The organism is Aeromonas sp. 5HA1, from assembly GCF_029237245.1.
In the GTDB taxonomy this organism is placed as follows: domain Bacteria; phylum Pseudomonadota; class Gammaproteobacteria; order Enterobacterales; family Aeromonadaceae; genus Aeromonas; species Aeromonas salmonicida.
In genome coordinates this window covers 1-24,504 of sequence record NZ_JAACFW010000018.1, presented here as the reverse complement: position 1 = coordinate 24,504, position 24,504 = coordinate 1, and the positions used below count along the sequence as shown (strand labels likewise).

The 24,504-nt window shown below is 60.4% G+C and carries 24 protein-coding genes and 1 pseudogene; 17 read left to right on the top strand and 8 right to left on the bottom strand.

Features of this window, described 5'->3' with window-relative positions; all coding sequences use genetic code 11:
- The first annotated feature begins 58 nt into the window (after positions 1-58).
- The 4 genes from GWQ27_RS15920 to GWQ27_RS15905 all read left to right on the top strand — a co-directional run bounded on the left by GWQ27_RS15920 (position 59) and on the right by GWQ27_RS15905 (position 3,872).
- Positions 59-919, top strand: a complete 861-nt coding sequence (locus tag GWQ27_RS15920) for an SDR family oxidoreductase (RefSeq protein ID WP_275907756.1) — start codon at positions 59-61, stop codon at positions 917-919.
- Positions 916-1,548: a tetratricopeptide repeat protein gene (locus GWQ27_RS15915; protein ID WP_275907755.1), complete on the top strand. Its 633-nt coding sequence runs from the start codon at positions 916-918 to the stop codon at positions 1,546-1,548. Before GWQ27_RS15920 ends, GWQ27_RS15915 begins: the two co-directional genes overlap by 4 nt.
- A gap of 112 nt (positions 1,549-1,660) precedes the next feature.
- Entirely contained in the window at positions 1,661-2,350 is a 690-nt protein-coding gene (locus GWQ27_RS15910; RefSeq protein ID WP_005317257.1) for a response regulator, read from the top strand.
- A 76-nt stretch (positions 2,351-2,426) separates the two neighbouring features.
- Positions 2,427-3,872, top strand: a complete 1,446-nt coding sequence (locus GWQ27_RS15905; RefSeq protein WP_275907754.1) for an ATP-binding protein — start codon at positions 2,427-2,429, stop codon at positions 3,870-3,872.
- A gap of 74 nt (positions 3,873-3,946) precedes the next feature.
- On the opposite strand, the gene GWQ27_RS15900 is transcribed toward GWQ27_RS15905, so the two are convergent.
- A complete protein-coding gene (locus GWQ27_RS15900) occupies positions 3,947-4,450 on the bottom strand; it encodes an ATP-dependent zinc protease (RefSeq protein ID WP_087755086.1) in 504 nt (167 codons plus the stop codon).
- 403 nt (positions 4,451-4,853) lie between these two features.
- Between GWQ27_RS15900 and GWQ27_RS15895 the strand changes: the two genes are divergently transcribed.
- The 5 genes from GWQ27_RS15895 (at position 4,854) to GWQ27_RS15875 (ending at position 9,785) form a co-directional block, all read left to right on the top strand.
- Positions 4,854-5,897: a GMP reductase gene (locus GWQ27_RS15895; protein WP_058393805.1), complete on the top strand. Its 1,044-nt coding sequence runs from the start codon at positions 4,854-4,856 to the stop codon at positions 5,895-5,897.
- 132 nt (positions 5,898-6,029) lie between these two features.
- Positions 6,030-7,217, top strand: coding sequence for an elongation factor P maturation arginine rhamnosyltransferase EarP (gene earP, locus GWQ27_RS15890; protein WP_275907753.1), 1,188 nt, complete (start codon positions 6,030-6,032; stop codon positions 7,215-7,217).
- 45 nt (positions 7,218-7,262) lie between these two features.
- Positions 7,263-7,829 carry an elongation factor P gene (gene efp, locus GWQ27_RS15885; protein WP_021138194.1) on the top strand — a complete coding sequence of 189 codons (567 nt, stop codon included), beginning with the start codon at positions 7,263-7,265 and terminating at the stop codon, positions 7,827-7,829.
- A 119-nt stretch (positions 7,830-7,948) separates the two neighbouring features.
- Positions 7,949-8,701 (top strand): DUF3530 family protein, encoded by a 753-nt coding sequence (locus GWQ27_RS15880; RefSeq protein ID WP_021138193.1) that lies wholly within the window; start codon positions 7,949-7,951, stop codon positions 8,699-8,701.
- A 127-nt stretch (positions 8,702-8,828) separates the two neighbouring features.
- A complete protein-coding gene (locus GWQ27_RS15875) occupies positions 8,829-9,785 on the top strand; it encodes a D-2-hydroxyacid dehydrogenase (protein WP_275907752.1) in 957 nt (318 codons plus the stop codon).
- A gap of 70 nt (positions 9,786-9,855) precedes the next feature.
- On the opposite strand, the gene GWQ27_RS15870 is transcribed toward GWQ27_RS15875, so the two are convergent.
- Both GWQ27_RS15870 and GWQ27_RS15865 read right to left on the bottom strand, forming a co-directional pair.
- Entirely contained in the window at positions 9,856-10,329 is a 474-nt protein-coding gene (locus GWQ27_RS15870; RefSeq protein WP_212538966.1) for a YMGG-like glycine zipper-containing protein, read from the bottom strand.
- A 234-nt stretch (positions 10,330-10,563) separates the two neighbouring features.
- Positions 10,564-10,882, bottom strand: a pseudogene (locus GWQ27_RS15865) (diguanylate cyclase); the annotation flags it as partial.
- Positions 10,883-11,203: 321 nt separating this feature from the next.
- Here GWQ27_RS15865 and GWQ27_RS15860 point away from each other — a divergent pair.
- The gene (locus GWQ27_RS15860) at positions 11,204-11,806 is read left to right on the top strand and encodes a nitroreductase family protein (RefSeq protein WP_275907751.1); all 603 of its coding nucleotides are present in this window, start codon (positions 11,204-11,206) and stop codon (positions 11,804-11,806) included.
- Positions 11,807-11,868: 62 nt separating this feature from the next.
- On the opposite strand, the gene GWQ27_RS15855 is transcribed toward GWQ27_RS15860, so the two are convergent.
- Together GWQ27_RS15855 and GWQ27_RS15850 are read right to left on the bottom strand one after the other, a co-directional pair.
- Positions 11,869-12,522: an HAD-IA family hydrolase gene (locus GWQ27_RS15855; RefSeq protein ID WP_275907750.1), complete on the bottom strand. Its 654-nt coding sequence runs from the start codon at positions 12,520-12,522 to the stop codon at positions 11,869-11,871.
- Positions 12,519-12,743: a hypothetical protein gene (locus GWQ27_RS15850; RefSeq protein ID WP_058393800.1), complete on the bottom strand. Its 225-nt coding sequence runs from the start codon at positions 12,741-12,743 to the stop codon at positions 12,519-12,521. Before GWQ27_RS15850 ends, GWQ27_RS15855 begins: the two co-directional genes overlap by 4 nt.
- A gap of 115 nt (positions 12,744-12,858) precedes the next feature.
- On the opposite strand from GWQ27_RS15850, the gene GWQ27_RS15845 reads away from it, so the two are divergent.
- Positions 12,859-13,821, top strand: coding sequence for a LysR family transcriptional regulator (locus GWQ27_RS15845; RefSeq protein WP_275907749.1), 963 nt, complete (start codon positions 12,859-12,861; stop codon positions 13,819-13,821).
- Here the strand turns inward: GWQ27_RS15845 and GWQ27_RS15840 are convergent.
- The 3 genes from GWQ27_RS15840 to GWQ27_RS15830 form a co-directional block, all read right to left on the bottom strand.
- Positions 13,807-14,763, bottom strand: coding sequence for a sensor domain-containing diguanylate cyclase (locus GWQ27_RS15840; protein ID WP_265455720.1), 957 nt, complete (start codon positions 14,761-14,763; stop codon positions 13,807-13,809). The genes GWQ27_RS15845 and GWQ27_RS15840 overlap by 15 nt on opposite strands.
- A 202-nt stretch (positions 14,764-14,965) precedes the next feature.
- Complete coding sequence (locus tag GWQ27_RS15835) at positions 14,966-15,625, bottom strand: cold shock domain-containing protein (RefSeq protein WP_275907748.1); 660 nt, start codon at positions 15,623-15,625, stop codon at positions 14,966-14,968.
- A 175-nt stretch (positions 15,626-15,800) separates the two neighbouring features.
- A complete protein-coding gene (locus GWQ27_RS15830; protein WP_275907747.1) occupies positions 15,801-16,964 on the bottom strand; it encodes an FAD-dependent monooxygenase in 1,164 nt (387 codons plus the stop codon).
- Positions 16,965-17,231: 267 nt separating this feature from the next.
- Here GWQ27_RS15830 and miaB point away from each other — a divergent pair, with 267 nt between their 5' ends.
- The 6 genes from miaB to GWQ27_RS15800 all read left to right on the top strand — a co-directional run bounded on the left by miaB (position 17,232) and on the right by GWQ27_RS15800 (position 24,491).
- Positions 17,232-18,665: a tRNA (N6-isopentenyl adenosine(37)-C2)-methylthiotransferase MiaB gene (miaB, locus tag GWQ27_RS15825; RefSeq protein ID WP_265452494.1), complete on the top strand. Its 1,434-nt coding sequence runs from the start codon at positions 17,232-17,234 to the stop codon at positions 18,663-18,665.
- Between the two features lie 56 nt (positions 18,666-18,721).
- Positions 18,722-19,765: a PhoH family protein gene (locus GWQ27_RS15820; RefSeq protein WP_275907746.1), complete on the top strand. Its 1,044-nt coding sequence runs from the start codon at positions 18,722-18,724 to the stop codon at positions 19,763-19,765.
- Complete coding sequence (ybeY, locus tag GWQ27_RS15815; RefSeq protein WP_219592881.1) at positions 19,762-20,226, top strand: rRNA maturation RNase YbeY; 465 nt, start codon at positions 19,762-19,764, stop codon at positions 20,224-20,226. Before GWQ27_RS15820 ends, ybeY begins: the two co-directional genes overlap by 4 nt.
- A 95-nt stretch (positions 20,227-20,321) precedes the next feature.
- On the top strand, positions 20,322-21,206 hold the full coding sequence (gene corC / locus GWQ27_RS15810) for a CNNM family magnesium/cobalt transport protein CorC (protein WP_005317320.1): 885 nt from the start codon (positions 20,322-20,324) through the stop codon (positions 21,204-21,206).
- 277 nt (positions 21,207-21,483) lie between these two features.
- Complete coding sequence (gene lnt / locus GWQ27_RS15805; protein WP_275907745.1) at positions 21,484-23,028, top strand: apolipoprotein N-acyltransferase; 1,545 nt, start codon at positions 21,484-21,486, stop codon at positions 23,026-23,028.
- A gap of 134 nt (positions 23,029-23,162) precedes the next feature.
- A complete protein-coding gene (locus GWQ27_RS15800; protein WP_275907744.1) occupies positions 23,163-24,491 on the top strand; it encodes an IS4 family transposase in 1,329 nt (442 codons plus the stop codon).
- The last annotated feature ends 13 nt before the right edge of the window (positions 24,492-24,504 follow it).

The window sequence follows — 24,504 nt, the reverse complement described above, 5'->3', positions numbered from 1 at the left end:
AGAAAAACATGTCGCTCACCCACGGCAGGCTCAATCAAGGAACAGGAACCCCAACCCTATGAAACTGCAAGGAAAGCGAGTGCTGCTCACGGGCGCAAGCGGCGGGATAGGCGAAGCGCTGGCCCAGGAGCTGGCGGCGCAGGGGGCACACCTGTTGCTGCACGGTCGCCGAGCCAGCGTGCTGGATCGCCTCTGCAAGGAGCTGCCCCATCCGGAACGCCACCAGACAGTGGTCGCCGATCTGGGCTCCCACCAGGAACGGGCCCGTTTGCTGCAACACCCTGCATTGGAAGAGGGGTTGGATGTGCTGATCAATAACGCTGGCTGCAACCAGTTTGCCTGGCTGGAAGATCAAAGCGCCGAGCAGGTGGAGCGTCAGCTGCTGCTCAATATAGAGGCCCCTATTCAGCTTACCCGCACCCTGCTGCCCCATTTGCGCAAACCCGCCATCATCATGAATATCGGCTCCAGTTTTGGTGCCATAGGGTATCCGGGTTACAGCGTCTACTGTGCCAGCAAGTTCGCCCTGCGCGGCTTTAGCGAAGCGCTGGGGCGGGAACTGGAAGGCTCCGGTATCAAGGTGCTGCACTTCGCTCCCCGTGCGACCCGTACCCGTCTCAACTCAGAGGCAGCATACGAGATGAATGCCGAGCTCGGTACCCAGACCGACAGCCCGCAGGAAGTTGCCGAAGCCGCCGTCATCGCCCTGTGCAACGAGACCCGCCGCAGTTGGCTCGGCTGGCCCGAAAAACTGTTCGTACGGCTCAATGCCTTGCTGCCCGGCATCGTCGATCGGGCGCTGGCCAAACAACTGCCCATCATTGAACGCTACGCCCGCCACCTTCCACCAAGGACGGCAGACACCAGCGCAAGCGGCATTGTCCCGCCCGATCCCGACCAAAAAGGAACCTTGATATGACCTTTTCCCTTAACTCTGCCACCTCCTGTGCCATCGCCCTCCTGCTGGGTTCAAGCTGTGTCGCGGCTGCGGATGATGCGCTTATTCCGATCCAGCAACAGTGGGCCGTCTGCCAGTACCAGCAAACCGGCAAGGCCAAGGAGAGCTGCCTTGAAACCCTGAGCAGCCAGGCCGATCAGGCCAGCGCCAAAGAGGCCTTTCGGACCGACCTGCTGATCTGGTCGGCCATCGTCAAGAGCACCTGGGCCGGCGCCAAGGGTGGGCTTGATGCCCTGGGTCTGGTGAAAGAGGCCAAGGCCAAACTGGAGATCGCCCTCAAGCAGGATCCCAAGGCGCTGGAAGGCTCTGCCTACACCAGTCTGGGCTCACTCTACTACCAGGTACCGGGCTGGCCGGTGGGATTTGGCGATGATGAAAAGGCAGAGGAGCTGCTCAAGCAGGCGCTGGCACTCAACCCCGCCGGCATAGATCCCAACTTCTTCTATGGCGACTTCCTGCTGGATCAGGGTCGCAAAGTCGAAGCGAAAACCTATCTGGACAAGGCGCTAGCTGCACCGGACCGCCCCGGCCGCGAGCTGGCAGATCAGGGCCGTCGCCTCGAAATTCGCGACCGGCTCGCCAAGCTATAAATCACCCTGATAAATCAGTGATGTAAACTCTGCCCGCCCGCTTGCATACTGGTGGGCAGCGTCGTTTATGTCACTGGCGTAAACCATGAACCAGGTAGCAAGGGGGAACACAATGCGGATCCTGCTGGTAGAAGATGATGTGATGCTGGGCGATGGCATGGTGGATGCCCTGCGCAGCAGTGGCTACACGGTGGACTGGCTGCAGCAGGGGCTGCCCGCCCTGTCTGTGCTCAAGAGTGAGGAGTTCGCTGCCCTCATTCTGGATCTCAATCTGCCGGACATCGACGGCATCAGCTTGCTGCGCAAGTTGCGCCGGGAAGGCCAGGTGCTGCCGGTACTGATCCTCACGGCCCGCGATGCCCTGGACGACAGGGTGCTGGGGCTGGATGCGGGATCCGACGATTACATGGTCAAGCCCTTCGCCCTGCAGGAGCTCAATGCCCGCCTGCGCGCCCTGGTGCGGCGCAGCAAGGGGCAAGCCCAGGCGGTGCTCGAATATGGCGACATCCTCATCCACCCGGAGTCACAACAGGTCACCTATAGGGGCGAACCGGTCAAGCTCACCCCCCACGAATACAAACTGTTGCAGGAGCTCGTTACCCAGAGCGGCCGGGTACTGAGCAAGGATCAATTGCAGCAGAGCCTGTATGGCTGGGATGAAGGCGCCGAGAGCAATGCGGTGGAGGTGCATATCCACCATCTGCGCAAGAAGTTCTACAGCGACCTCATCCGCAATATCCGTGGTGTCGGTTACATAGTCCCCCAGCTTGAACAGTCACAGCACAAAGGTCACCTTGCATGAGTCACCCTGGTTCAGCTCGCGGCAGCGGCAACATATCCCCCGACTCTGAGCAGCCACAGCACAGGGAGCCCTTTGCATGAATCACCCCCGCTCCATCCGCCGCTTTCTGCTCTCCGGCATATTGGCGCTGGTCAGTACCAGCCTGGCCATCAGCGCCCTTATCGGTTATCTGGAGGCGAGCCACGAGATGGAGGAGCTGTTCGATGCTCGTCTCGCTCAATCCTCCCGCATCACCAACCAGCTGCTCAGCCGCTATCTGGATCAGCACAGCGCCCTGCCCGCCAACGGCACCGTCTATGAAGAGTGGGAACAGCACAACCCGGACCAGTGGCAAAAGGACACCAGCTTCAATCTGCGAGGAGAGGACAGGGAGCTGACCCCCCTTGGGCACGAGTTCGAGCGCAATCTCTACTTTCAGCTGCTCAATGAGCAAGGCGGCATACTGCTGCGCTCCCCGAGCGCCCCGAACCAGCCCTTGGTCGAGCTGGCCCCCGGCTTCAACACGGTAGAAAAAGACCGGCATCAATGGCGCACCTTCACTCTCTACAACCAGAACGAGCATACCTGGCTCGTCGTGGCGGAGCGGGATGACGAGCGCAGTGAACTGGCCAGCAAGATGGCAACCCTTGCCATGTTGCCGCTGCTCATCACGCTGCCCTTCCTGCTCGGTCTGCTATGGTGGCTCATCTCCCGTGGCCTGGCGCCGCTGCGACTTCTGGCACAGGCCATAGGCGAACGTCATCCTGCCAACTTGAGCCCGCTCAATCTGAAGATCCGCGCCCAGGAGCTGACCCCGCTCACCGATGAGATCAACCGCCTGATGCACGCTCTGGCCGACACCATAGAGCGGGAGAAGCAATTTACCAACGAAGCGGCCCACGAGCTGCGCACGCCGCTGGCGGTACTGCGCATCCACAGCGAGAATGCGCTGGCCGCCGATGATGACGTCAGCCGTCAGCAGTCACTGCACAAGATGTTGCTGGCGCTCGATCGCAGCGATCGCTTGATCCGCCAGTTGCTGACCCAGGCGCGCATCGACAGCCAGCAAGGATTGGAGCTGACCGAACTTGACCTGGGGAATTTGCTGCAAGGCACACTGGCCACGCTGGCGCCCATCGCCCTTAAAAAGGGCCAGCAGCTGTCACTGGAGGGGGCCGAGCACTTGACTGTAATGGGTCAAAGCACACTGCTGGATCTGATGTTCAGCAACCTCATCGACAACGCGCTGCGTTACACCCCGGTCCAGGGCGAGATCGCGGTCGAGGTGCAGCAGGAGGGCAATCGGGTCAGGGTCGATATCCGCGATACAGGCCCCGGCATTCCCACTGCGGCTCTGTCGCGCCTGTGTGAGCGCTTCTTTCGGGTCAATCCCCAACAAGGTGACGGGGTCGGGCTCGGCATGGCCATCGTCTCGCGCATCGCCCAGTTGCACGGCGCAGATCTGGACATCCACAACCGGCCAGAGGGGGGACTGGAAGTCAGCGTGCGGCTGCCTGCGCCACCCCTGCGCGCCTTGGCATAAAGCCGGCAAGGCGCATCAATAAAAAGTGGAGGCCGGGGCCTCCACTTCCTTGTTCATGACATTCACACTGACCTTCAACGGCAAGCGGGCTTCACCGTAAAGGTTTGGCTCGAATCCACGGCACCCAGCTCCGCCAGCAAACGACGGCCAATCAGCACCGGATAGATCATCTTGCTGCGATCCCGCAGGGTGAACCACTCCTTGTATACCTTGTCCCCCAGACAGATGGACATGGTCACGGTCGGCCGCTGCTCCATGCCACCGGCACCGCGCACCTTGACCATGCGCTCCACCGGACGCTCCAACGTCTGGCTCACCGGCTTGTCGGTGTTGGCATCGGTCAGTTGCAGGGTAAAGCGCACCCAGGATTTGCCATCGCGCTTGAAGTGGTGCAGATCCCGCGCATCCATTGAAGAGGTCAGAGCGCCTGTATCGAGTTTCATCTTCACCGCCACACCGCCTGGCATGATCAGTCCCTTCTCAATCCAGCCATACACGGCAGGGGACGCTGCCGCCCATGCCATTCCCGGCAGGGAGAGGCAAGCCAACAGCAAGGTCATGGTTCGCAGTACAAGCATTTTCAATCCTCGTCAGATCTGGGCCGACAAGGGCCCGAGAGGCCAAGAGTGGGGATGGAAACGCCTGCTGTCAACTGACGAAACACGGCGTCATGCCGGTGAGCACGGCGCTCGAGCTGCCCGCGTCAGGATCACGGCCTCAGGCCATAAAGGGATTCTTTTGAGGCGTTAACTGACGAAAGCGTTGGGAGAAAAAGTGGTGCTGGATGACACCTGAGGCTGTGCTCAGGTTGTGACGCCAAAGGCTACCACAATGATGTGTGAATTATCAGTCTTGTTCTGGCGGGATTTTTGCCTACACTGTTGTAAACCGGAGGCCCTGAAAACCGCCGGTTTTTTTGCGCCTGCCGAAAATTGACCACTGCAAAAGTGACTTTCAACAAGGCTCAATAAGGAATTCGTAATGCGTATCGAAGAAGACTTGAAGCTCGGTTTCAAGGATGTCCTGTTCCGCCCCAAGCGCTCTACCCTCAAGAGCCGTTCCCAAGTCAGCCTGACCCGTCAGTTCACCTTCAAGCACACCCAGACCCAATGGCAGGGCGTTCCCGTCATCGCCGCCAACATGGATACCGTCGGCAGCTTCGCCATGGCCAGGACACTGGCAGGCTTCGAGATGATGACAGCGGTACACAAGCACTACAGCCTTGAGCAGTGGCAAGCCTTCGTCAACAGCACGGATCCGGCACTGCTCGGCCATGTCATGGTATCGACCGGCACCTCCGAAGACGATTTCACCAAGACCCGCCAGATCCTGGCCATGTCAACCGCCCTGCGTTTCATCTGCGTGGACGTGGCCAACGGCTACTCCCAGCACTTCGTCGAGTTCCTGCGCAAGATCCGTGAAGCCTGCCCGAACCATGTCATCCTGGCGGGCAATGTGGTCACCGGCGAGATGGTCGAGGAGCTGATCCTCTCCGGCGCCGACATCGTCAAGGTCGGCATAGGCCCGGGCTCGGTCTGTACCACCCGGGTCAAGACAGGGGTCGGCTACCCCCAGCTCTCCGCCATCATAGAGTGTGCCGATGCGGCCCACGGTCTGGGCGGCCAGATTGTCGGTGACGGCGGCTGCACCTGCCCGGGTGACGTGGCCAAAGCCTTCGGCGGCGGCGCCGACTTCGTGATGCTGGGCGGCATGCTGGCAGCCCACGAGGAGTGCGGCGGCGAAGTGGTGGACGTGGATGGCACCCCCTTCATGAAGTTCTACGGCATGAGCTCCTCCAGCGCCATGGACAAACACGCCGGTGGCGTCGCCGACTATCGCGCCTCCGAGGGCAAAACCGTGCTGCTGCCCTACCGCGGCCCGGTCGAGAACACGGTGCGCGACATCCTGGGCGGTGTGCGCTCCACCTGCACCTACGTGGGTGCCAGCCAGCTCAAGGAGCTCACCAAGCGCACCACCTTCATCCGGGTGCGCGAACAAGAAAACAACGTCTACGGCAAGGAATGAACCTGCCCCTGCTGTCTGCCAGCGCAACGCGATGAGCCAGGCAGGCTGACGGCAGTCCCTTAGAAGCCAGCCAACCGGTGTGCTACCCTGCACACCGGTTTTTTTGTATCTCTTTTCCATCGGTGCCCTCACATGACAACCTCTTCGCCACTCAAACTACCGCCATTCGACTGGGATATTTTCTGCTGCGTCGTGGACAACTTCGGCGACATAGGCGTCACCTGGCGGCTCGCTCGTCAGCTGAAACAGCAAGACCAGGGTAGCGTCAGGCTCTGGGTGGACGATCTGGCCAGCTTCGCCCGCATCTGTCCGGGGCTCGATCCCGCGCTGGACGGTCAGTGGCAACAGGGCATCTATATCCAGCACTGGCACGACGCGCTGCCGGCGGATGTGATACCGGCAAAGGTGGTCATAGAGGCGTTTGCCTGCGAACTGCCCGCTGCCTTTACCCAACGTATGGCGCAGCAGCAGCCAACCCCCTGCTGGATCAATCTGGAGTACCTCTCGGCCGAACCCTGGGTCGAAGATTGCCACGGCCTTGCGTCGCCCCAGCGGGTCGGCGACCTGAGCCTCAACAAATACTTCTTCTTCCCGGGCTTCACCCCCAGCACCGGCGGCCTCTTGTGCGAACCGGGGCTCATCGCCGAACGTGACCAGTGGCAACAGGATGAGACTGGCCTTGCCGCCTACTGGGCCAGCCTGGGATTGCCGCCCAAAAGGGACAATGAGCTGAGAGTCAGCCTCTTTACCTACGAGAGCGAAGCGCTTGTGAGCCTGATAGAGGGCTGGTGCCAGAGCCCAACCCCCGTCACTTTGCTATTGCCGCTGGGGCGCTCGCTCAATGACGTGCTGCGCGGCGCCGGCCTTGCGAGCGCCATCGCCACCGCCAAGGCGGGGGATCTGCTGCACGCGGGCAGCCTCACCATCAAGCTGCTGCCCATGACGGATCAGGCAGGCTACGACCGGCTGCTTTGGAGCTGTGATCTCAATCTGGTACGCGGCGAGGACTCCTTCGTGCGGGCACAGTGGGCCGCCCGCCCCTTCCTGTGGCACATCTACCCGCAGGAAGAGCAGGCCCATATGATCAAGCTGGACGGTTTTCTCGATCACTACCTGGCGGACTTTCCCCCGGAGGCAGCCCAATGGTTGCGGGCTTTCAACCACGCCCTCAACCTGGGGGAAGATACCAGCAAACTTTGGGCCCAATGGCCCCGATATAGTGCTATTTGGCAGCAAGATGCGCGAAGCTGGTCACAGAAGCTGCTCGAGGACGGGGATCTCGTCACGCGGTTGGTGAAATTTTTAGAAAGCCGTATATAATCTGGCAGTTTTTATCCGTCCGTTTCACGAACAGGAATTTTTTACATGAAAACCGCACAGGAAATCCGCGCTGGTAACGTAGTCATGATCGGCACCGAGCCGATGGTGGTCCAGAAGGCTGAGTTCAACAAATCCGGCCGTAACTCCGCCGTGGTCAAGATGAAACTGAAGGGTCTGCTCAACGGTAGCGCGACCGAGACTGTATTCAAGGCCGACGACAAGCTGGACGTGGTTCAGCTGGAGCGTAAAGAGTGCACCTACTCCTACTTCTCCGATCCCCTGTATGTCTTCATGGATACCGAGTACAACCAGTACGACGTCGAGAAAGACAACCTGGGTGACGTGCTGAACTACCTGGTAGACGGCATGGAAGACATCTGCGAAGTGACTTTCTACAACGAGAAAGCCATCTCCGTAGAACTGCCGACCACCATAGTTCGCGAAGTTGAGTACACTGAGCCGGCCGCCCGTGGCGACACCTCAGGTAAAGTGACCAAGCCTGCCCGCCTGAAGGGCACTGGCTACGAGCTGGCGGTTGCCGCCTTCGTAGAGATCGGCGACAAGATCGAAATCGACAGCCGCACCGGCGAGTTCAAGCGTCGTCTCTCCTGATCGACCCCTTGAATTGAATGCAAAAAAGCGAGCCATTGGCTCGCTTTTTTATTGATCCCCTGGCCGCACTTCAGAAAACCGGCCCGCCGCCGCTAACCCAGTTAACCGGGGAGCGCACTATGGCTAGATTATCCTTATCACTGCTGTTACTGACCCTGCTGGCAAGCGGTGCTTCGCAGGCCAGCGAAGTCACGCCACCCGCCCCCCTCGACTACTGGCAGAACAGCGACTGGCAAGGGCTGCCCGATAGCACCCAGATCGACAAGCAGACAGTGCTGTTCGCCAAGCACGACAGCGACAGTTATGTGGGGCTGGCGATCCTGCTGCCGGACTGGCAGCGCAGCGGCCAGCTGTGGCAACTGACACGGGCCCTCGGCCGGCTCGGCTTCGATACCCTGCTGCTGCTTCCCTCTCCCCAACAGGCGGAGCTGGACCCCGCCGCCGAGAAGAAACAGCAGGCCATCGACGACTTTCGCAAGCAGTTTGCCGCCCGCATCATCAAGCTGGGGGATGCCAAACTGCAAGAAGGGGGCTTCAAGCTGATACTGGCCCAGGGCACCAGCGCCGCTTGGGCCACCAATCTCATCGCCAGCGAGCAAGTGCCCGCCCCCGATGCTCTGGTGCTGCTCGATGGCTTCTTCCCGAATGTGCAAAGTAACCAGACCCTGGCCAAGCAGGTAGCCCAGGCCACCATGCCGACCCTGGATCTCTATCAGGAAGAGGGCGGGCGCTGGCCACTGCTGGCCGCCGAAGCTCGTCGCAGCGAGAGCCGCCGCAGCCACAAGCTCAACTACCGCCCCTACGCCTTGATGGAGCTGGATGAAACACCGACCCGCATTCAGGGTTGGCTCACCCACCTCGGCTGGCTCTGACCTCGACCTGCCCCCAAAATGCCGCCAGCGTCACAGACAGCGCCATTGATTCACCATTGACGGCGTTCGGACTGGCTCCCTGGCGCCCATGTTTGGCATCATGACGGCTCCAATGGCAGGAGGCGTCATGCAGCAGATAGTTTTTCTCGATAGCGATACCCTGGATGCGGGCATCACACTGCACAGGCCCGAATTTCCCCATCACTGGCAGAGCCATCCAAGCACGGCCCCCGAGCAGGTGGTGGAACGGCTCAGGAATGCCAGCATCGCCATCATCAACAAGGTACGCATCGGCGCCCCTGAGCTGGCACAACTGCCGGATCTCAAGCTGATCGCCCTGGCGGCCACCGGCAGCGACAACGTGGATCTGGAGGCGTGCCGGGCAGCCAACGTCGGGGTGTGCAACATCCGCAACTACTCGGGCCCCTCTGTGCCGGAGCACGCCATGGCACTGATGCTGGCCCTGTCGCGCAACCTGTTTGCCTGGCGCCAGTCCCTGCTGGAGGGGCGCTGGCAGCAGAGCGGCCAGTTCTGCTTCTTCGACCACAACATCATGGATCTGCACGGCAAGCAGCTCGGCATCATAGGCAAAGGTACCCTGGGTCAGGGGCTCGGCGAACGGGCGCAGAGGATGGGCATGATAGTGCGTTACGCCCAGAGCCAGACAGGCGCCAGCCACGACGAAGATCGGCTGCCGCTGGATGCGCTGCTGCAAAGCTCGGATGTGGTCAGCCTGCACTGCCCGCTCACCCCCTACACCCGCCACCTGATCGGCGAACGGGAGCTGGCCTTGATGAAACCGGGCGCCTTGCTCATCAACGTGGGCCGTGGCGGCCTGGTGGATGAAGCGGCACTGCTCAAGGCGCTGGCCAACGGTCGCCTCGGCGGCGCCGGTTTCGACGTGGCGAGCGTCGAGCCGCCGCCCTCGGATCATCCGCTGATGCAGGCTTTGCAATACCCCAATTTCATCCTGACGCCCCATGTGGCCTGGGCCAGCGAGGAGTCGATGCAGCGCCTCGCGGATCAGCTGATCGACAATATCAACGCCTTCGCCGAGGGACGACGCCAGCACCGGCTGGTCTGAGTCATATCATGCAAAGAGGGGCCTGTTGGCCCCTCTTTCTAGTTGTCGCCAGCACGCAGCAAGGCTGACATCAGTCATCGTCGTGCCATCTGTGTTTCTTGTGCTTTTTGTGCTTCTTATGTTTCTTGTAGTGATGATCGTCGTCGTAGCGGTTGTTATTGCTTTTGTGACCATCCCCCGTCTTGGCACCGATGGCCGAGCCGCTGGCCCCCCCGACACCGGCCCCGATCAGCTGGCCTGTGCTGCCGCCGACGCTCTTACCGATGGCCGCGCCACCCAGTGCACCGACGGCGCCACCCAGGGCAGCCTCATTCTTGTTTCCCTTATTGGCAGTGGCGGCGCCACCGGCCGCACCGCCGAGTGCCGCACCGACCAGGGCTCCGGTATCGCCCCCAAGCTCTTTGCCAATCATGGTGCCCGCCACACCGCCTGCACCGCCACCGAGTATGGTGTTGAGGGTTTCCGAGGCCTGCACAGCGCCGCTCATCAGCAGCAGGGAGCCCAACAGGGCCAGGGCACTCATGCCGCGCTTTTTCATCTCCATGGGGTACTCCTGTCAAACCTGATTAATTTCCCCTGCACTATACAAATGGCCACCCGCCGCGCCAGTGGCGCAAACAGCCTGACATTTAATCCAAAGGAATCCCGGCAAGACGTCAGGAAGAAAAATCAAAAATTAACACCATGAAAATAAAGATAAAAAATCTCAGTTCGGCACAAGGTGAACGGTATTTAGTCCAGCGTCAGGCTGTCGCAGCCCGGCAACGGCATGCAGGGATCAGACAGATATTGTCACCCCGGGGGATGCAGGCTCACCGCCAGTATCTGGATATGGAAAGAGATGCCAGCGATCCCGACCCGGTCGCTTGCTCTGGTAGAGGCATTCGTCGGCTCGCTCGAACAAAAAGAGGCCATCCTCCGGGTAGTGGGCACCGCCCGCGCTCAGGGTGACCTGTGCCTGGATTCCAGCCACTGCTGGTTGCGTACCCGCGCCAGCAGATGATGCAGTCGCGACTCCCGCTCGTGGCGCTCCCACGGCAGCAGGGCAGCCAACTCGTCCCCCCGCTCCGATAGACGGCGCCGGTGCCAGGCTCGGCAGCTCGTCTACCCGGTTGGGCACCTACTTGATCATCACACTGCCACTGAAACAGCAGATGTGAACTGAACTTGTGGTGAAAAGGCAGAAGCAATCGTCGATAGATATCGGCGGGAGAACCGCCTATGGATTAAAAACGCCAGAATGTGAGGCGGCTCATTCTTCCCTGCCAACCAATATCCACGGAGAGTAAAAACAGTGACCACTGGGCGTTGACGGTTAAGGAGGAAGCGAGTGTTATAGTCTATAGCTTGCACAATCGGAGCCGGATGGCCTTGCAACGACCACCGAATGCGATTATCTGTCAAACAAAGGAGATGTTATGAGCAGTCCGTTTATCGAACAGATCAAAGTACGTCGTACCATCTATGCCCTGGGCGACCAGGTGTCTCACACGCCGGAGCAGCTGACGACCCTGATCCAGGATGCCATCAAGCACAGCCCCTCCTCTTTCAACTCCCAGAGCTCCCGCGCCGTCATACTGTTTGGCGCCCAGCACCACAAGCTGTGGGATATCGTCAAGGCCGAGCTGAAGAAAATCGTGCCACCGGACACCTATGCCCAGAGTGAAACCAAGGTAGATGGCAGCTTCCGCGCAGGGTTCGGCACAGTGCTGTTTTTCGAGGATACGGATGTCATCAAGGATCTGCAGCAGAAGTTTGCGCTGTATGCCGACAACTTCCCCATCTGGTCGGAACATGCCACCGGCATCGCCCAGTTTGCGGTCTGGACCACCCTGGCCCAGGAGAAGGTTGGCGCCTCCCTGCAACACTACAATCCACTGATCGACGACGCGGTACGCAAGGAGTGGGACCTGCCCGCCAGCTGGCTGCTGCGCGCCCAGATGCCTTTTGGCAGCATCGAGCAACCGGCTGGCGACAAGACCTTCATGGATGATGCAGTGCGGTTTCGCGTCTTCAAATAACCCGGACCCCACATCCGCTTCAAGCCCCCGCTGGTCGGGGGCTGCTTGTTTCCAGACGCCCGTCAGGTCAGCAGGCCAACCTGCAACATACCCTTCTCGTCTTCTTCCACACTCACCTGACGCCAATCCTGGATCACGGCTATGACGGCCGGATCCAGCAACCGCTTGCCTCCGACCTGCACCACGGCGCAACCGGCTCGCAGGGCGCTCTGTATGCCAGCCGGTGCATCCTCGAACACCAGACAGTCGGCAGGGGCAACCCCGAGCCGCTCGGCCCCCAGCAGATAGGGTTCGGGGTCCGGCTTGCCATGAACCACGTCCTCCGCTGCCACCAGCAGGGTAGGCAGCGGCAAACCGGCACTCTCCAGCCGATGGCGGGCAACCCTCTGGCTGGCAGAGGTGACCAGCGCCCAGCGCTCGGCTGGCAAGCGGGTCAGCAGAGCCCGGCTGCCCATGATGGCCTCACCGCGCCCGGTGTGATGGATCTCCAGCTCATCGAGCAAGGCGACCTCCTGCGCCATGTCCAGCTGCGGCGCCAGGGCCCGGATCACCTCCCGCGAGCGCAAGCCGTGACACATGGCCAGCACGGGCTCAGGGGCCAGCTGATGACGTCGGCACCAGAGTCGCCACACGGTTTCCACCTCGTCGGTGGAGTGAACCAGGGTGCCATCCATGTCCAGCAACAGGGCCGCAGCCCGCAGGGTGAGCCAGGTCATGACGAGGCCCCAGCCAACACATTGCTGAAGGCCCGCTGCTGGGCACTCTGCTCATAACAGGCCAACGCCTGCTCGGCATTGCTCGCCCACACTTGCAAAGGCCCGACGACGAAGCCTTGTTGCAGCAGGCTGGTCAGCAGTTCTCCAGTCTCCGGCGCAGCCAGTGGCTGGGCCATCACCAGGGTTCCCTTGATCAAAAACAGATAGCGTTCGGTAGACATGATATGGCTCCTTGTTGCACGTCAGAGCGGGCAAATGGCCCGTAACGAGACCATTAGAACAAGGCAGTTAGATAATTTATAATCAATTAATCGCTACATTGGATAACCAAACGGAATGAAATTCGACTTGAGGCAACTGCAGGCATTCGTGATGCTGGCCGAGACCACCAACTACCGGGAGGCTGCCAGCCGGCTGTTTATCACCCAGCCGGCGCTGACCAAGCAGATCCAGGGGCTGGAGCTGGCCCTTGGCAGCACCCTGTTCAACCGGGGTCGCCATGGCGCCCAACTGACCGCCATCGGCACCCAGCTGCTCACCCAGGCCAGCGCACTGGTCGAGCACGGCAGGGGATTTGAACGCCACGCCTTGGCGCTGGCGAGCGGCATTGCCGGACGGCTCAAGATTGGCTTCGGGCTGTCCAGCTTTGCGCTGGCTCCTTCGCTGGTCGCTCGCTTCAAGCAGCAGGTACCCGATGTGATGGTACACATGCAGGACATGACCTCAGCCACCCAGCATGAGCGTCTGCTGTCGGGTCAATTGCAACTGGGCTTCATGCGCAGACCACAGGCCCCTCAATTGCAAGAGTACAGATTGCTGACCGACCGGCTGGTGCTGGCCGTTCCCAGCCAGATGACGGGGCCGGATCCGGCCACCTTCGACGTTGAGTGGGCCCTCGCCAACCAGCCCCTGCTGCAAATGGTCGGCCATCGTTGTCCTGGGCTGAGCCAGCAGATCGCCAGCTTCCTTGGCGCCAACCGGCTGACCGCCATAGTCCAGGAAGCAGAGGATATACAGACACTGGTCGCGTTGGTGGCCGCCGGGATCGGCAACGCCATACTGCCACGCAGCGTCAGCTTTATCGCGGGCCAGGGTGTTACCCTCTACCCCTTGTCCGGGCCAAAGTCAGAGTGGGAAATCAGTCTGGTCTGGAATTCCGAGTTTGCCGATCCCATTCGCGATCGATTCCTGCAACTGGTCATGGCGGCACATCCCGCACCTCAGCCGGCAGAGTCCGAAGGGATAAAGCCTCGCCATGGTCCCATTGTTGAATGTGGCCTTCACTCAAGGGTTGGGTAATGAGGGGCAAGCCACGCTGTGGCAACGGTTCTTCCCCTCCTTCTTGGCCGTGTAGAGAGCCATGTCGGCAGCGGCCAGCAGCTCATCTTCCGAGATCAGCACCCGCTCAGGGAGCTGGGTAGCAATGCCGATACTGGCGCTGAGCCGGGCATCGCCCAGCTCATTCATACTCAACTCCTTGATCCCGAGGCGAATCGCCTCCCCCATCCTCAAGGCGGCCTCCTTGCCGGTATTGCCGAGGACCACCGCAAATTCATCGCCCCCGAACCGGCTTGGCAGATCCGCAGGCCGCTGGCAAAAGGCGTTGAGCAGGTGACCTACCTGCCGCAAGAGATCATCTCCAACCTGATGGCCGAAGTGATCGTTGCACGCCTTGAAGTTGTCCAGATCGAGCATGATGAAAGAGATGGGCGTGCGCTCCCGCATGCTGCGGCGCCACTCGTTATGCAGAAAACTGTTGAACAGGCGCCGGTTGGCAAGACCTGTCAGGGGATCATGCTGGGAAAGGTGGGTCACATCCAGCTCCAGCAACTTGCGCTCAGTGATATTGATATGGGTGATGGTATAAAACTCGACATCCACCCCCAGCACGGGGGAGACCCGCATCATGAACCAGCGCTGTATATCCGGGCTGTGGCAGGGATACTCCAGATGGAAATGGTCCTGTTCGCCACAGAGCACCCGGCGGATCCCCTCTGCCGCCATCAGCACCAACGGCTCGACGGCACTGTCGAACACCCGCAAGTAGTTGATACCCAGCCAGTCATACCCTTTTGGCATGCCGTTTTGCTCGGCAAACCGGTTCCAGGCGAGGTTGGTGTAGTGGATAACCCCAGCCCGATCAATCACGGCGATCTGGTCTTCCAGCGAGTTCAGCAAGGCTGCCAGGTACTGCGCCCGTTCGGAAAAGTGAAACAACGAGCCCTGAAAGTAATCCACCATGACCATGATCCTGAAAAATAATAAACGGCATATACGGCAACAAACGAGTCAGCACTAGAAGTAAAGCTGCCATCCGTCACCTTGCCAACAAAGGTGGCGCCAACGAACAGACAGGGCATGGCCCGGTATTACCCTATCCGATATGCTGCATCAGCCTGAAAAGAGTGGTGGATATTCGCAGCGGCAATCGGGCAGGCCAGCCTCAGTGGCCACACCACTGCCGTTCACAGGGCACCCCATCCCCCTCTCCGTCCATCTTGGTATTCGGGCAATGTCGCAAGAACCAGGTAGCCTCCTCGCAAGAGGTCATCTGGGAGCAATACTCACGACCATCACACTGATAGCTGAGAGCAGAGGTCTGTGGCGTGCTACGGGAGGCACTGCCTTCATCACCGATGAAGAAGGAAACCGGCAAGGGGACCACAGAGTCGGTCGAAAAAAGGGAGTAGAGGGAGAACAATCCCACCACCAGCAGCAGGGGGATCAATTTGCCACGCCAGCTGCTCTTGTGGCGATAGGCGGGGCGAGGGCGGGAGCCGGGTCTGGGTGATGCTGGTTGTGGCGATCGGGTGCTGGTCTCTCTGCCGAGCCGGGGGGATGCCGAAGGTGGATTGAACCCGTCCGCCAGCGACAAGGGTCTGTCGGGAAAGAACACCTGCACGGCTCTGGGCTTGTCATCCTTGCCAGTGCCTAGCTGGTAGGAGACGCGCTCCCCGACGTTGGGCAGCGAGCCATCGGATTGCAGGGCCGAAATGTGCACGAACAGTTCGCTCCCTTGCTGCTCGCCCCCCTCCTGCTCCGGCGTAATAAAGCCGAAGCCTCGCGCCTCGTTCCAGCTCGCGATCCGTCCCTGATAACGCATGCCCTCATCCTTGTGGCCATCAATGCTGACACCATGTTGCCCTAAAACGGCGCCAGCTCAACAGAGGGATCAGGGGGAAAATCTCAAAATAGTGAGCAAAGACAAGGGATCGAAAAGGTTCTGGCGAATTAACGTACATCACCAAGGCGGTGCCACGCCCTCAACCCGATGCGGGTCATACCAGCCCCAGTGCGTAACGTAGCGCCATCTCCTTGAGCGGGCCTGCCTTGTCCGCCAGATTGAGGGCCAGATTGCGAGCCAGCTTGAGCGGTCCTATCTCATTGCTGAACACACCGTAGAAGAGATCCATCCCCGACTGCATTAAAAGATTGTCGGGGCGACGGCGGCGCTCGTAACGCTCCGCCAGGGCCAGCTGATGCCAGTCGGCACCGGCTTTTGCCAGCAACCCGGTCCAGCAGGCCACATCCTTGAAGCCAAGGTTGACCCCCTGCCCCGCCAGCGGGTTGATGGTGTGGGCGGCATCGCCGAGCAGCACCACCCGATCGGCGTGATAGTCATTGGCGTGGCGTCGCACCAGCGGGAAACTCCCCTTGGCCGTGACGGTGAAGCCGCCGAGCCGGGCCGGAAAGTGGCGACGCACCTCCTCCCCCAGCTTTTCGTTGCTCATGGCCGACAAGGCGCGAATGCGGGCGGGATTGTCATACCACACCAGAGAGCCGTGCTGGCCGGGTAGAGGCAAAAAGGCGCGCGGGCCACTCGGGGTAAATTGCTGCCAGGTGATGTCTTCCTGCGCAAACTCGGTGTCGATGTTGATCAGCATGCAGTGCTGGCGATATTCAAAGCGGGACACGCCTATGCCAGCCAGCCGGCGCATCTGGGACTCGGCACCATCGCAGGCCAGCACCCAGCGGGCGCAAAGCTCTGTGCCGTCGTCCAGGGTCAGTACCGCCTCATCCGCACTCTGACGCAGGCTCATCACCGCTGTCGGTGTGTGGGTCTGGATGTTGGGAAAATCCTCCATCCTCTTGAGCAGGGCCAGCTGCACCAGCCGGTTCTCTATGATGTAGCCAAGCTGGGGCAGGCCGAGATCGGCCGCGTCGAAACGGGTGACAAAGCCATCCAGCTCCCAGGTCTCCAGCCGGCGGTAGGGACAGAGCCGCATCTGCTGCAGGTGCGACCAGGCGCCGGCTTGATCCAGCATCGCCACCGAGGCCTGGCTGATGGCGGAAACCCTCAGATCCAGCGGCTGCTCGGGGGCGTATTGCTCGGGTAATTGGGTCTCTATGACCCGAATGGAGAGGCCCTGTGCCGCCAGCAGACAGGCGGTGGCGGCGCCGACCATGCCAGCGCCGACGATGGCGATATCACACTGTTCCATAACTTGATTCCTGAAAGGGGACGCACCGGACCAGAGTAGGCGGGGCCGGACCGAATGGGGACATGATACCGCAAGGGACCGGCAGAAACAGTGAGACAAATTGCGAATTGCTGCGCCAAATCAAGGAGAAAGCCCATACCCATACGGACATGCTCCGAGGCAAAGCCCCCCATGGCGGGCTGGATATTAGCTAGGCAGTATCCAGATTGCGGAGTAAAATGCCCGGTCCTTTGACCATGCCGATTTCAACACAAGTCAAGAGAAGCAATGAGCAAGAAACTTCACATTAAAACCTGGGGTTGCCAGATGAACGAGTATGACTCGTCCAAGATGGCCGACCTGTTAGATGCCAGCAATGGCTACACGCTGACCGAAGAGCCCGAAGAGGCAGATGTCTTGCTGCTGAATACCTGCTCCATTCGCGAAAAAGCACAGGAGAAGGTGTTCCACCAGCTGGGCCGCTGGAAAAAGCTCAAAGCAAACAAACCCGGTCTGGTGATCGGCGTGGGTGGCTGCGTGGCCTCTCAGGAAGGGGAGAACATCCGCAGTCGCGCCCCCTATGTGGATATCGTCTTCGGTCCGCAGACCCTGCATCGCCTGCCCGCCATGATCAAGCAGGTCCAGGAGGGCCGTGGTGCCCAGGTGGACATCGCCTTCCCCGAGATCGAAAAATTCGACAGTCTGCCTGAACCCCGCGCCGAAGGCGCCACCGCCTTTGTCTCCATCATGGAAGGCTGCTCCAAATACTGCTCCTTCTGCGTGGTGCCCTACACCCGCGGCGAGGAGGTGAGCCGGCCGATGGATGACGTGCTCTACGAAATCGCCCAGCTCGCCGAACAGGGCGTGCGCGAGGTGAACCTGCTGGGCCAGAACGTCAACGCCTATCGGGGCCCGACCTTTGATGGCAGCATCTGCTCCTTTGCCGAGCTGCTGCGCCTGGTGGCCGCCATCGACGGCATAGACCGCATTCGCTACACCACCAGCCATCCCATCGAGTTCACCGACGACATCATCGAGGTCTACAAGGACACGCCGGAAGTGGTCAGCTTCCTGCACCTGCCGGTGCAGAGCGGTTCGGATCGCATCCTGACCATGATGAAGCGCCCGCATACCGTGCTGGAGTACAAGTCCAAGATCCGTCGCCTGCGCGCCGCCCGTCCCGACATCACCATCAGTTCCGACTTTATCGTCGGCTTCCCGAACGAGACGGACGAGGATTTCGAGGCCACCATGAAGCTGATCGAAGAGATCAACTTCGACATGAGCTTCAGCTTCATCTATAGCCCGCGTCCCGGCACGCCGGCCGCCGATATGCCAGACGACGTCGACATGGAAGTGAAGAAGGTCCGTCTGGCTCGCCTGCAGCATGTCATCAACAACCAGTCGATGCAGATTGGCCGTGCCATGCTGGGCTCCACCCAGCGCATCCTGGTGGAAGGGCCCTCCAGGCTCGACCCCATGCAGCTGTGTGGTCGCACCGAGAACAACCGCGTGGTCAACTTCGAAGGGCAGCACACCCTGATCGGCGGCTTTGCCGATGTGGAGATCACAGAGGTGCGTCCCAACTCACTGCGCGGTCGCTTTATCCGCGGTGAGGATGAGATGAACCTGCGCATCGCCACTGCGCCCCGCGAGATCCTGGCTCGTCGTCCCGACAATGTGCCCGATGCCCTCGGCGTGGCCGCCTTCACTCCCCACTAATCTCTTCGTGCCCATCTGGCCTTGTCGGATGGGCACTGCGTCAAGACGAGGATATTTTGAGCCGACACATAGCGACCCTGAATCTGCATCTGGAGCCCGCCGACAACCAGCGCCTTGCCAGCCTGTGCGGCCCCTTCGATGACAACATCAAACAGCTGGAGCGCCGTCTCGGCGTCGAGATCAGCTACCGTGACAACCACTTCCAGTTGCTGGGCAAACAGGCCCAGGTGGATGCGGCGGCCGTCATACTCAAGCACCTCTATGTGGAAACCCAGCCCCTCAAGGGCGGCAAGGTGACCGACATCATCCCCGACATGGTGCATCTGGCCATTCAGGAGTCGCGGGTGCTGGAGCAAGATGACGAACCGGCATCAAGCATCCCCTATGACAAAGAGGTGACGGTCAAAACCAAACGCGGCCTCATCAAGCCACGCAGCCCCAATCAGGCCCAGTACATTGCCAATATCGTCAGCCACGACATCTGTTTCGGCATAGGCCCGGCCGGTACCGGCAAGACCTATCTGGCAGTGGCGGCGGCGGTGGATGCGCTGGAGCGTCAGGAGATCCGTCGCATACTGCTGACCCGTCCTGCGGTGGAAGCGGGTGAGAAACTCGGCTTTCTGCCCGGGGACCTCTCCCAAAAGGTCGACCCTTACCTGCGCCCGCTCTACGACGCCCTGTTCGAGATGCTGGGGTTCGAGCGGGTCGAGAAGCTGATGGAGCGCAATATCATCGAAGTGGCGCCGCTCGCCTATATGCGCGGTCGCACCCTCAATGATGCCTTCATCATCCTGGATGAGGCCCAGAACACCACCACAGAGCAGATGAAGATGTTCCTGACCCGCATCGGCTTCAACTCCAAGGCGGTAGTGACCGGTGATATCACTCAGGTGGACCTGCCACGTAGCGCCAAATCCGGTCTGCGCCACGCGCTGGAAGTGCTGCAAGGTGTCGATGGCCTGTCGTTCAACTTCTTTGAATCCAAAGACGTGGTTCGCCACCCAGTGGTGGCACGCATAGTGCAGGCGTACGAAGCGTTCGATGCCAAACTGGCAGACGAGCAGGCGGCCAGCAAATCCCATAAGGAGAGTGCCCAATGAGTGTGACCCTGGATCTGCAACTGGCCTGCGCGGACACCGACGGCCTGCCCGGCGAAGCACAGCTGCAAGGTTGGCTGGACGGTACCATTCTCGGCTTCCAAGAAGAGGCCGAAGTGACGGTGCGTATCGTCGACGAAGCGGAGAGCCGCGAGCTCAACCTCACCTATCGCGGCAAGGACAAGCCCACCAATGTGCTCTCCTTCCCGTTCGAGGCACCGCCCGGTCTGGAGCTGCCGCTGCTCGGCGATCTGGTGATCTGCCGCCAGGTGGTGGAACAGGAGGCTGCCGAGCAGAACAAGCCGCTGGAAGCACACTGGGCCCACATGGTTGTGCATGGCAGTCTCCATCTGCTAGGTTATGACCATATCGAGGATGACGAGGCAGAGGAGATGGAACAGCTGGAACGTGACATCATGCAGGAACTCGGCTTTGCCGATCCTTATCTGAACGACGAAGAGTAAAGGACGGGATCGTCATCGCCTTGAAACAGCCGATGGCCATCCTTACATACCCAAAACAATTCCAAATGTGTTCAAGCGAGTAACCAAGAGAAAAAATGACTGACGATCACCCTAGTACCGGCTCGCCGAAGAAAACCTGGCTCGACAAACTCAGCCAACTCTTCCAGGGCGAGCCAAGAGACCGCAACGATTTGGTGGATGTGATAGCGGATGCCGAGGAGCGCGATCTCATCGATCAGGACACCAAGGACATGATTGAAGGCGTACTCGAAATAGCCGAGTTGCGCGTTCGCGACATCATGATCCCCCGCTCCCAGATGGTCACCATAGAGAAGTCCCAGCCGGTGGACGATATCTTGCCCGTGATCATAGAGTCAGGTCACTCCCGCTTTCCGGTGATCAACGAAGACAAGGATCATGTGGAGGGCATACTGCTCGCCAAGGATCTGCTGCCGTTCGGTTTTGGCGGCCACCATGCCAGCGAGCCGCTGCAGCTGGAAAAAATCCTGCGCCCGACCGTGATAGTGCCCGAGAGCAAGCGGGTCGACAGGCTGCTCAAGGAGTTTCGCGAAGAGCGCTATCACATGGCCATCGTCGTGGACGAATTCGGCGGTGTCTCGGGTCTCGTGACCATTGAGGACATACTGGAGCTCATCGTCGGCGAGATCGATGACGAGTTCGACGACATCGAAGATGAGCCGGACGAGATCCGCCGCATCAGCAAGCGGGTCTTCGCAGTCAGTGCCCTCACCGAGATCGAGGATTTCAACGACTTCTTCGGCACCCAGTTCAGCGATGAAGAGGTGGATACTGTGGGCGGTCTTGTGATGCACGCCTTCAGCCACCTGCCGAAAAAGGGCGAGGAGATCGAGCTGCAAGGTTACCTGTTCAAGGTGATGCACGCCGACCGGCGCCGCCTGCAGCAGTTGCAGGTGAAGATCCCCGACAACCATGTCGCGGCCCAGTCTGAAGCGCAATAAGTCGCTCTGACGCCCTATAAGCCTCACGCAACTGTATTGCCGTGAAGCATCAGCGCCCCGCTCGTCGGGGCGCTTGCCGTTTGGTGGCAGGGCAAGCTGCCGCCCCTTGACCCCACAACCCTCCCTTCCCCCAGTGAACCGTGCCTGTCGCCCATTTCCTGCCCGGCTTTTTGCTTGAACAGGCCCAGGCAGCCGGGAGGCTCGCCGTTAACCGCATTTACAGGTTAAGATACCGGCCAATCAACCTGTTATCGTCCAATCCGAGCCTGCATAGTCCGTGAAATCATCGCCCGTGAAATCAAAACTCCTGACCAGTCTGTTTGCCATGGCATCCGGCGCGCTCGCCGTCCTGGCCTTCTCGCCGTTCGACTACTGGCCTCTGGTCATCCCTTCCCTGCTCGGCCTCTACGCGCTGCTGGACAAGGCCAATCCCAAACAGGCGGCCCGGCGCGGTTTTGGTTATGCCATGGGCCTGTTCCTGCCGGGGCTATGGTGGATCCACGTCAGCATGACCATGTTTGGCGGCATCATGCTGCCGGTCGCCTTCGTATTGCTGGCAGGGCTCTCGGCTTATCTGGCGCTCTATCCGGCCCTGGCCTGCTGGGCCTTTGCCCGCTTCTTCAGTGGCCGTCACTGGAGCCGCTGGCTGCTCGCCTTCCCGGCGCTCTGGCTGGTAGCTGACTGGTTGCGGGGCTGGGTGATGACAGGCTTCCCCTGGCTCTGGTTTGGTTACAGCCAGATCGACGGACCGCTCAAGGGCTTTGCCCCCATATTGGGGGTGCAGGGAATCACGCTGGCACTGCTGCTGTCGACGTCCGCTCTCTGGCTGGTGTGGCAGAACCGCAAACCCGTCTGGCTGCTGGTGCCCGTTGCACTGATCGGTGCCGCCCATGGACTGATGCAGCTCAACTGGGTGACCCGGGGCGAGCCGGTCAAGGTAGCTCTGGTACAGGGCAATATCGCCCAGTCCCTCAAGTGGGATCCGGAGGCCCTGGTACCGACGGTGCGCACCTATCAGGATCTCAGCCGCGAAAATCAGGATGCCGACATCATCATCTGGCCGGAATCGGCGATCCCGGCCATCGAGAAAGAGATGGGCAACTACCTGGAGAGCCTGGACAAGGCGATGAAGGTGAACGATACGGGTCTGCTGGCAGGCATAGTCCACTACGATTTCGAGCAGCAGCGCTTCTTCAATACTGTGCTTGGCATGGGAGTGCAGGACGCTGACGGCAAGGAGGCGTATCACTATGAGCACAAGAACCGCTACTACAAGCACCACCTGCTGCCCATCGGCGAGTTCGTGCCGTTTGAGGATCTACTGCGCCCCATAGCCCCCTTCTTCAACCTGCCCATGTCCTCCTTCAGCCGGGGGGACGAACAGCAACCGAACCTGATTGCCAAGGGGCTCAAGTTTGCCGCCGCCATCTGCTACGAGATCATCTTCCCCGAAGAGGTGCGCCGCAATGTGCAGCCCGATACCGACTTCCTGCTGACCGTTTCCAATGATGCCTGGTTCGGCACCAGTATCGGCCCCTGGCAGCACCTGCAGATCGCCCGCATGCGCGCCCTCGAGCTGGCCCGCCCGCTGCTGCGGGGCACCAACACTGGTATCACTGTCGTCACCGAGATTGACGGCAGCATCATAGGCCAGATCCCGCAGTTCGAAGCAGGTGTGCTGCGCGCCGAGGTACGTCCCGCCCACGGATCCACCCCCTACCTGCGCTTTGGCGACTGGCCGCTGTACGGCATGACGGCCCTGCTGCTGGGGCTCGCGCTGGCGTTGCGTCCACGTGCCCATCCCTGGGCCCGTGAATTCTGATCCGGCACGTTCCGACACCTGTACATCAACAAAAGAGGCGCCCCATGGGGTAATGCCGATCAGTTAAGGATCCATTGACCGATCCTGCTGATGTGTAAAAATCTGAAACCTGTTGATTTGGTTTCGGATTTTTTATGCGTATCGAACAGGCCCTCGATTTCCTTCACGCCAGCAATGCTGCCCAGTTTGAATCACTCTCCGACCTCATTCCCCCTGCGCTCATCACTACCCTGCTCGCCGAAGAGGATGTCGTGACCCTGCGCCGTCGCCGCATACCCATGGAGCGACTGGTCTGGGCCATCATCGGCATGGCTATCTTCCGCAACGTCCCCATGACTCAGCTGGTCAATCAGCTCGATATCCTCTTGCCCGGTGACCGCCCCTTTGTCGCCCCCAGCGCCTTCCTGCAAGCTCGCCAGAAGCTTGGCCACAAGAGCATCGAACGCCTGTTTCACGAGACCGCCTCTCTCTGGCACCAGCAGGCCAATCACCCCGGCTGGGCCGGGCTGCAACTGCTCGCCGTCGATGGCGTGATGTGGCGCACGTCCGATACCCCGGACAATGCTGCTGCGTTTGCCAAGCCCGGCACCCAGCATGGTGAGACCGCTTATCCGCAGGTGCGCATGCTCTGCCAGATGGAGCTGACCAGCCACCTGCTTGTTCAGGCTGTCATGGAGAGTTGCGCCATCAACGAGATGGCGCTGGCCGAGCAGCTCATTGCACGCACACCGGACCACTCGCTCACCCTGTTCGACAAGGGGTTTTACTCCCTCGGTCTGCTCCACGCCTGGCACACCACCGGCAGCGAGCGACACTGGTTGCTACCGCTCAAAAAGGGCACGCAATACGAGGTGGTACGCAAGCTGGGGCGCCAGGATGCACTGGTGCAGCTCAAGACCAGTCCACAGGCACGCAAGAAGTGGCCGCAACTGCCAGAGACGATAGAAGCCCGCTTGCTGACCCGTAGCCTCAACGGCAAGGAGCGCCAAGTGCTGACCTCAATGGTTGACCCGATGCGCTTTCCGGGTGCCGAGATTGTCGAGCTCTACAGCCATCGCTGGGAAATCGAGTTGGGCTATCGGGAGATGAAGCACAGCCTGCAACAACACCGACTGACCCTGCGTAGCAAGAAGGCGACGGGGATACGGCAAGAGCTGTGGGGCGTGCTGCTGGCGTACAACCTGCTGCGCAGCCAGATGGTGAAGATGGCGGCGAGTCTAAAGGGATACACGGCAAGCCAGCTGAGCTTTCACATGGCATCGGTGTACCTCATCCATGAACTGAGTTGCATGCCGTACATGTCCGCGGGAAATATCCCGAAGCGGGTGGCGGAGCTGGAGCAGCAGGCGGGGCAGTTTGTGCTGCCGGCACGAAGGGAACGAAGCTACCCCCGCTGCGTGAAGCCAAGGCCACAGAAATACAGTGTAAAAAAAGCCAATAAAAACAATGCCAGTCAGGCTTAACTGACTGGCATTA

What these genes read in the sequence shown, in the direction of transcription:
- ybeY (WP_219592881.1), top strand. Translation starts at nt 19,762, where the DNA reads ATGAGTGTGACCCTGGATCTGCAACTGGCCTGCGCGGACACCGACGGC.
- GWQ27_RS15920 (WP_275907756.1), top strand. Translation starts at nt 59, where the DNA reads ATGAAACTGCAAGGAAAGCGAGTGCTGCTCACGGGCGCAAGCGGCGGG.
- GWQ27_RS15895 (WP_058393805.1), top strand. Translation starts at nt 4,854, where the DNA reads ATGCGTATCGAAGAAGACTTGAAGCTCGGTTTCAAGGATGTCCTGTTC.
- GWQ27_RS15880 (WP_021138193.1), top strand. Translation starts at nt 7,949, where the DNA reads ATGGCTAGATTATCCTTATCACTGCTGTTACTGACCCTGCTGGCAAGC.
- corC (WP_005317320.1), top strand. Translation starts at nt 20,322, where the DNA reads ATGACTGACGATCACCCTAGTACCGGCTCGCCGAAGAAAACCTGGCTC.
- miaB (WP_265452494.1), top strand. Translation starts at nt 17,232, where the DNA reads ATGAGCAAGAAACTTCACATTAAAACCTGGGGTTGCCAGATGAACGAG.
- GWQ27_RS15900 (WP_087755086.1), bottom strand. Translation starts at nt 4,450, where the DNA reads ATGCTTGTACTGCGAACCATGACCTTGCTGTTGGCTTGCCTCTCCCTG.
- GWQ27_RS15905 (WP_275907754.1), top strand. Translation starts at nt 2,427, where the DNA reads ATGAATCACCCCCGCTCCATCCGCCGCTTTCTGCTCTCCGGCATATTG.
- GWQ27_RS15910 (WP_005317257.1), top strand. Translation starts at nt 1,661, where the DNA reads ATGCGGATCCTGCTGGTAGAAGATGATGTGATGCTGGGCGATGGCATG.
- GWQ27_RS15870 (WP_212538966.1), bottom strand. Translation starts at nt 10,329, where the DNA reads ATGGAGATGAAAAAGCGCGGCATGAGTGCCCTGGCCCTGTTGGGCTCC.
- earP (WP_275907753.1), top strand. Translation starts at nt 6,030, where the DNA reads ATGACAACCTCTTCGCCACTCAAACTACCGCCATTCGACTGGGATATT.
- GWQ27_RS15855 (WP_275907750.1), bottom strand. Translation starts at nt 12,522, where the DNA reads ATGACCTGGCTCACCCTGCGGGCTGCGGCCCTGTTGCTGGACATGGAT.
- GWQ27_RS15800 (WP_275907744.1), top strand. Translation starts at nt 23,163, where the DNA reads ATGCGTATCGAACAGGCCCTCGATTTCCTTCACGCCAGCAATGCTGCC.
- GWQ27_RS15860 (WP_275907751.1), top strand. Translation starts at nt 11,204, where the DNA reads ATGAGCAGTCCGTTTATCGAACAGATCAAAGTACGTCGTACCATCTAT.
- GWQ27_RS15830 (WP_275907747.1), bottom strand. Translation starts at nt 16,964, where the DNA reads ATGGAACAGTGTGATATCGCCATCGTCGGCGCTGGCATGGTCGGCGCC.
- GWQ27_RS15850 (WP_058393800.1), bottom strand. Translation starts at nt 12,743, where the DNA reads ATGTCTACCGAACGCTATCTGTTTTTGATCAAGGGAACCCTGGTGATG.
- GWQ27_RS15845 (WP_275907749.1), top strand. Translation starts at nt 12,859, where the DNA reads ATGAAATTCGACTTGAGGCAACTGCAGGCATTCGTGATGCTGGCCGAG.
- GWQ27_RS15875 (WP_275907752.1), top strand. Translation starts at nt 8,829, where the DNA reads ATGCAGCAGATAGTTTTTCTCGATAGCGATACCCTGGATGCGGGCATC.
- GWQ27_RS15915 (WP_275907755.1), top strand. Translation starts at nt 916, where the DNA reads ATGACCTTTTCCCTTAACTCTGCCACCTCCTGTGCCATCGCCCTCCTG.
- efp (WP_021138194.1), top strand. Translation starts at nt 7,263, where the DNA reads ATGAAAACCGCACAGGAAATCCGCGCTGGTAACGTAGTCATGATCGGC.
- GWQ27_RS15835 (WP_275907748.1), bottom strand. Translation starts at nt 15,625, where the DNA reads ATGCGTTATCAGGGACGGATCGCGAGCTGGAACGAGGCGCGAGGCTTC.
- GWQ27_RS15840 (WP_265455720.1), bottom strand. Translation starts at nt 14,763, where the DNA reads ATGGTGGATTACTTTCAGGGCTCGTTGTTTCACTTTTCCGAACGGGCG.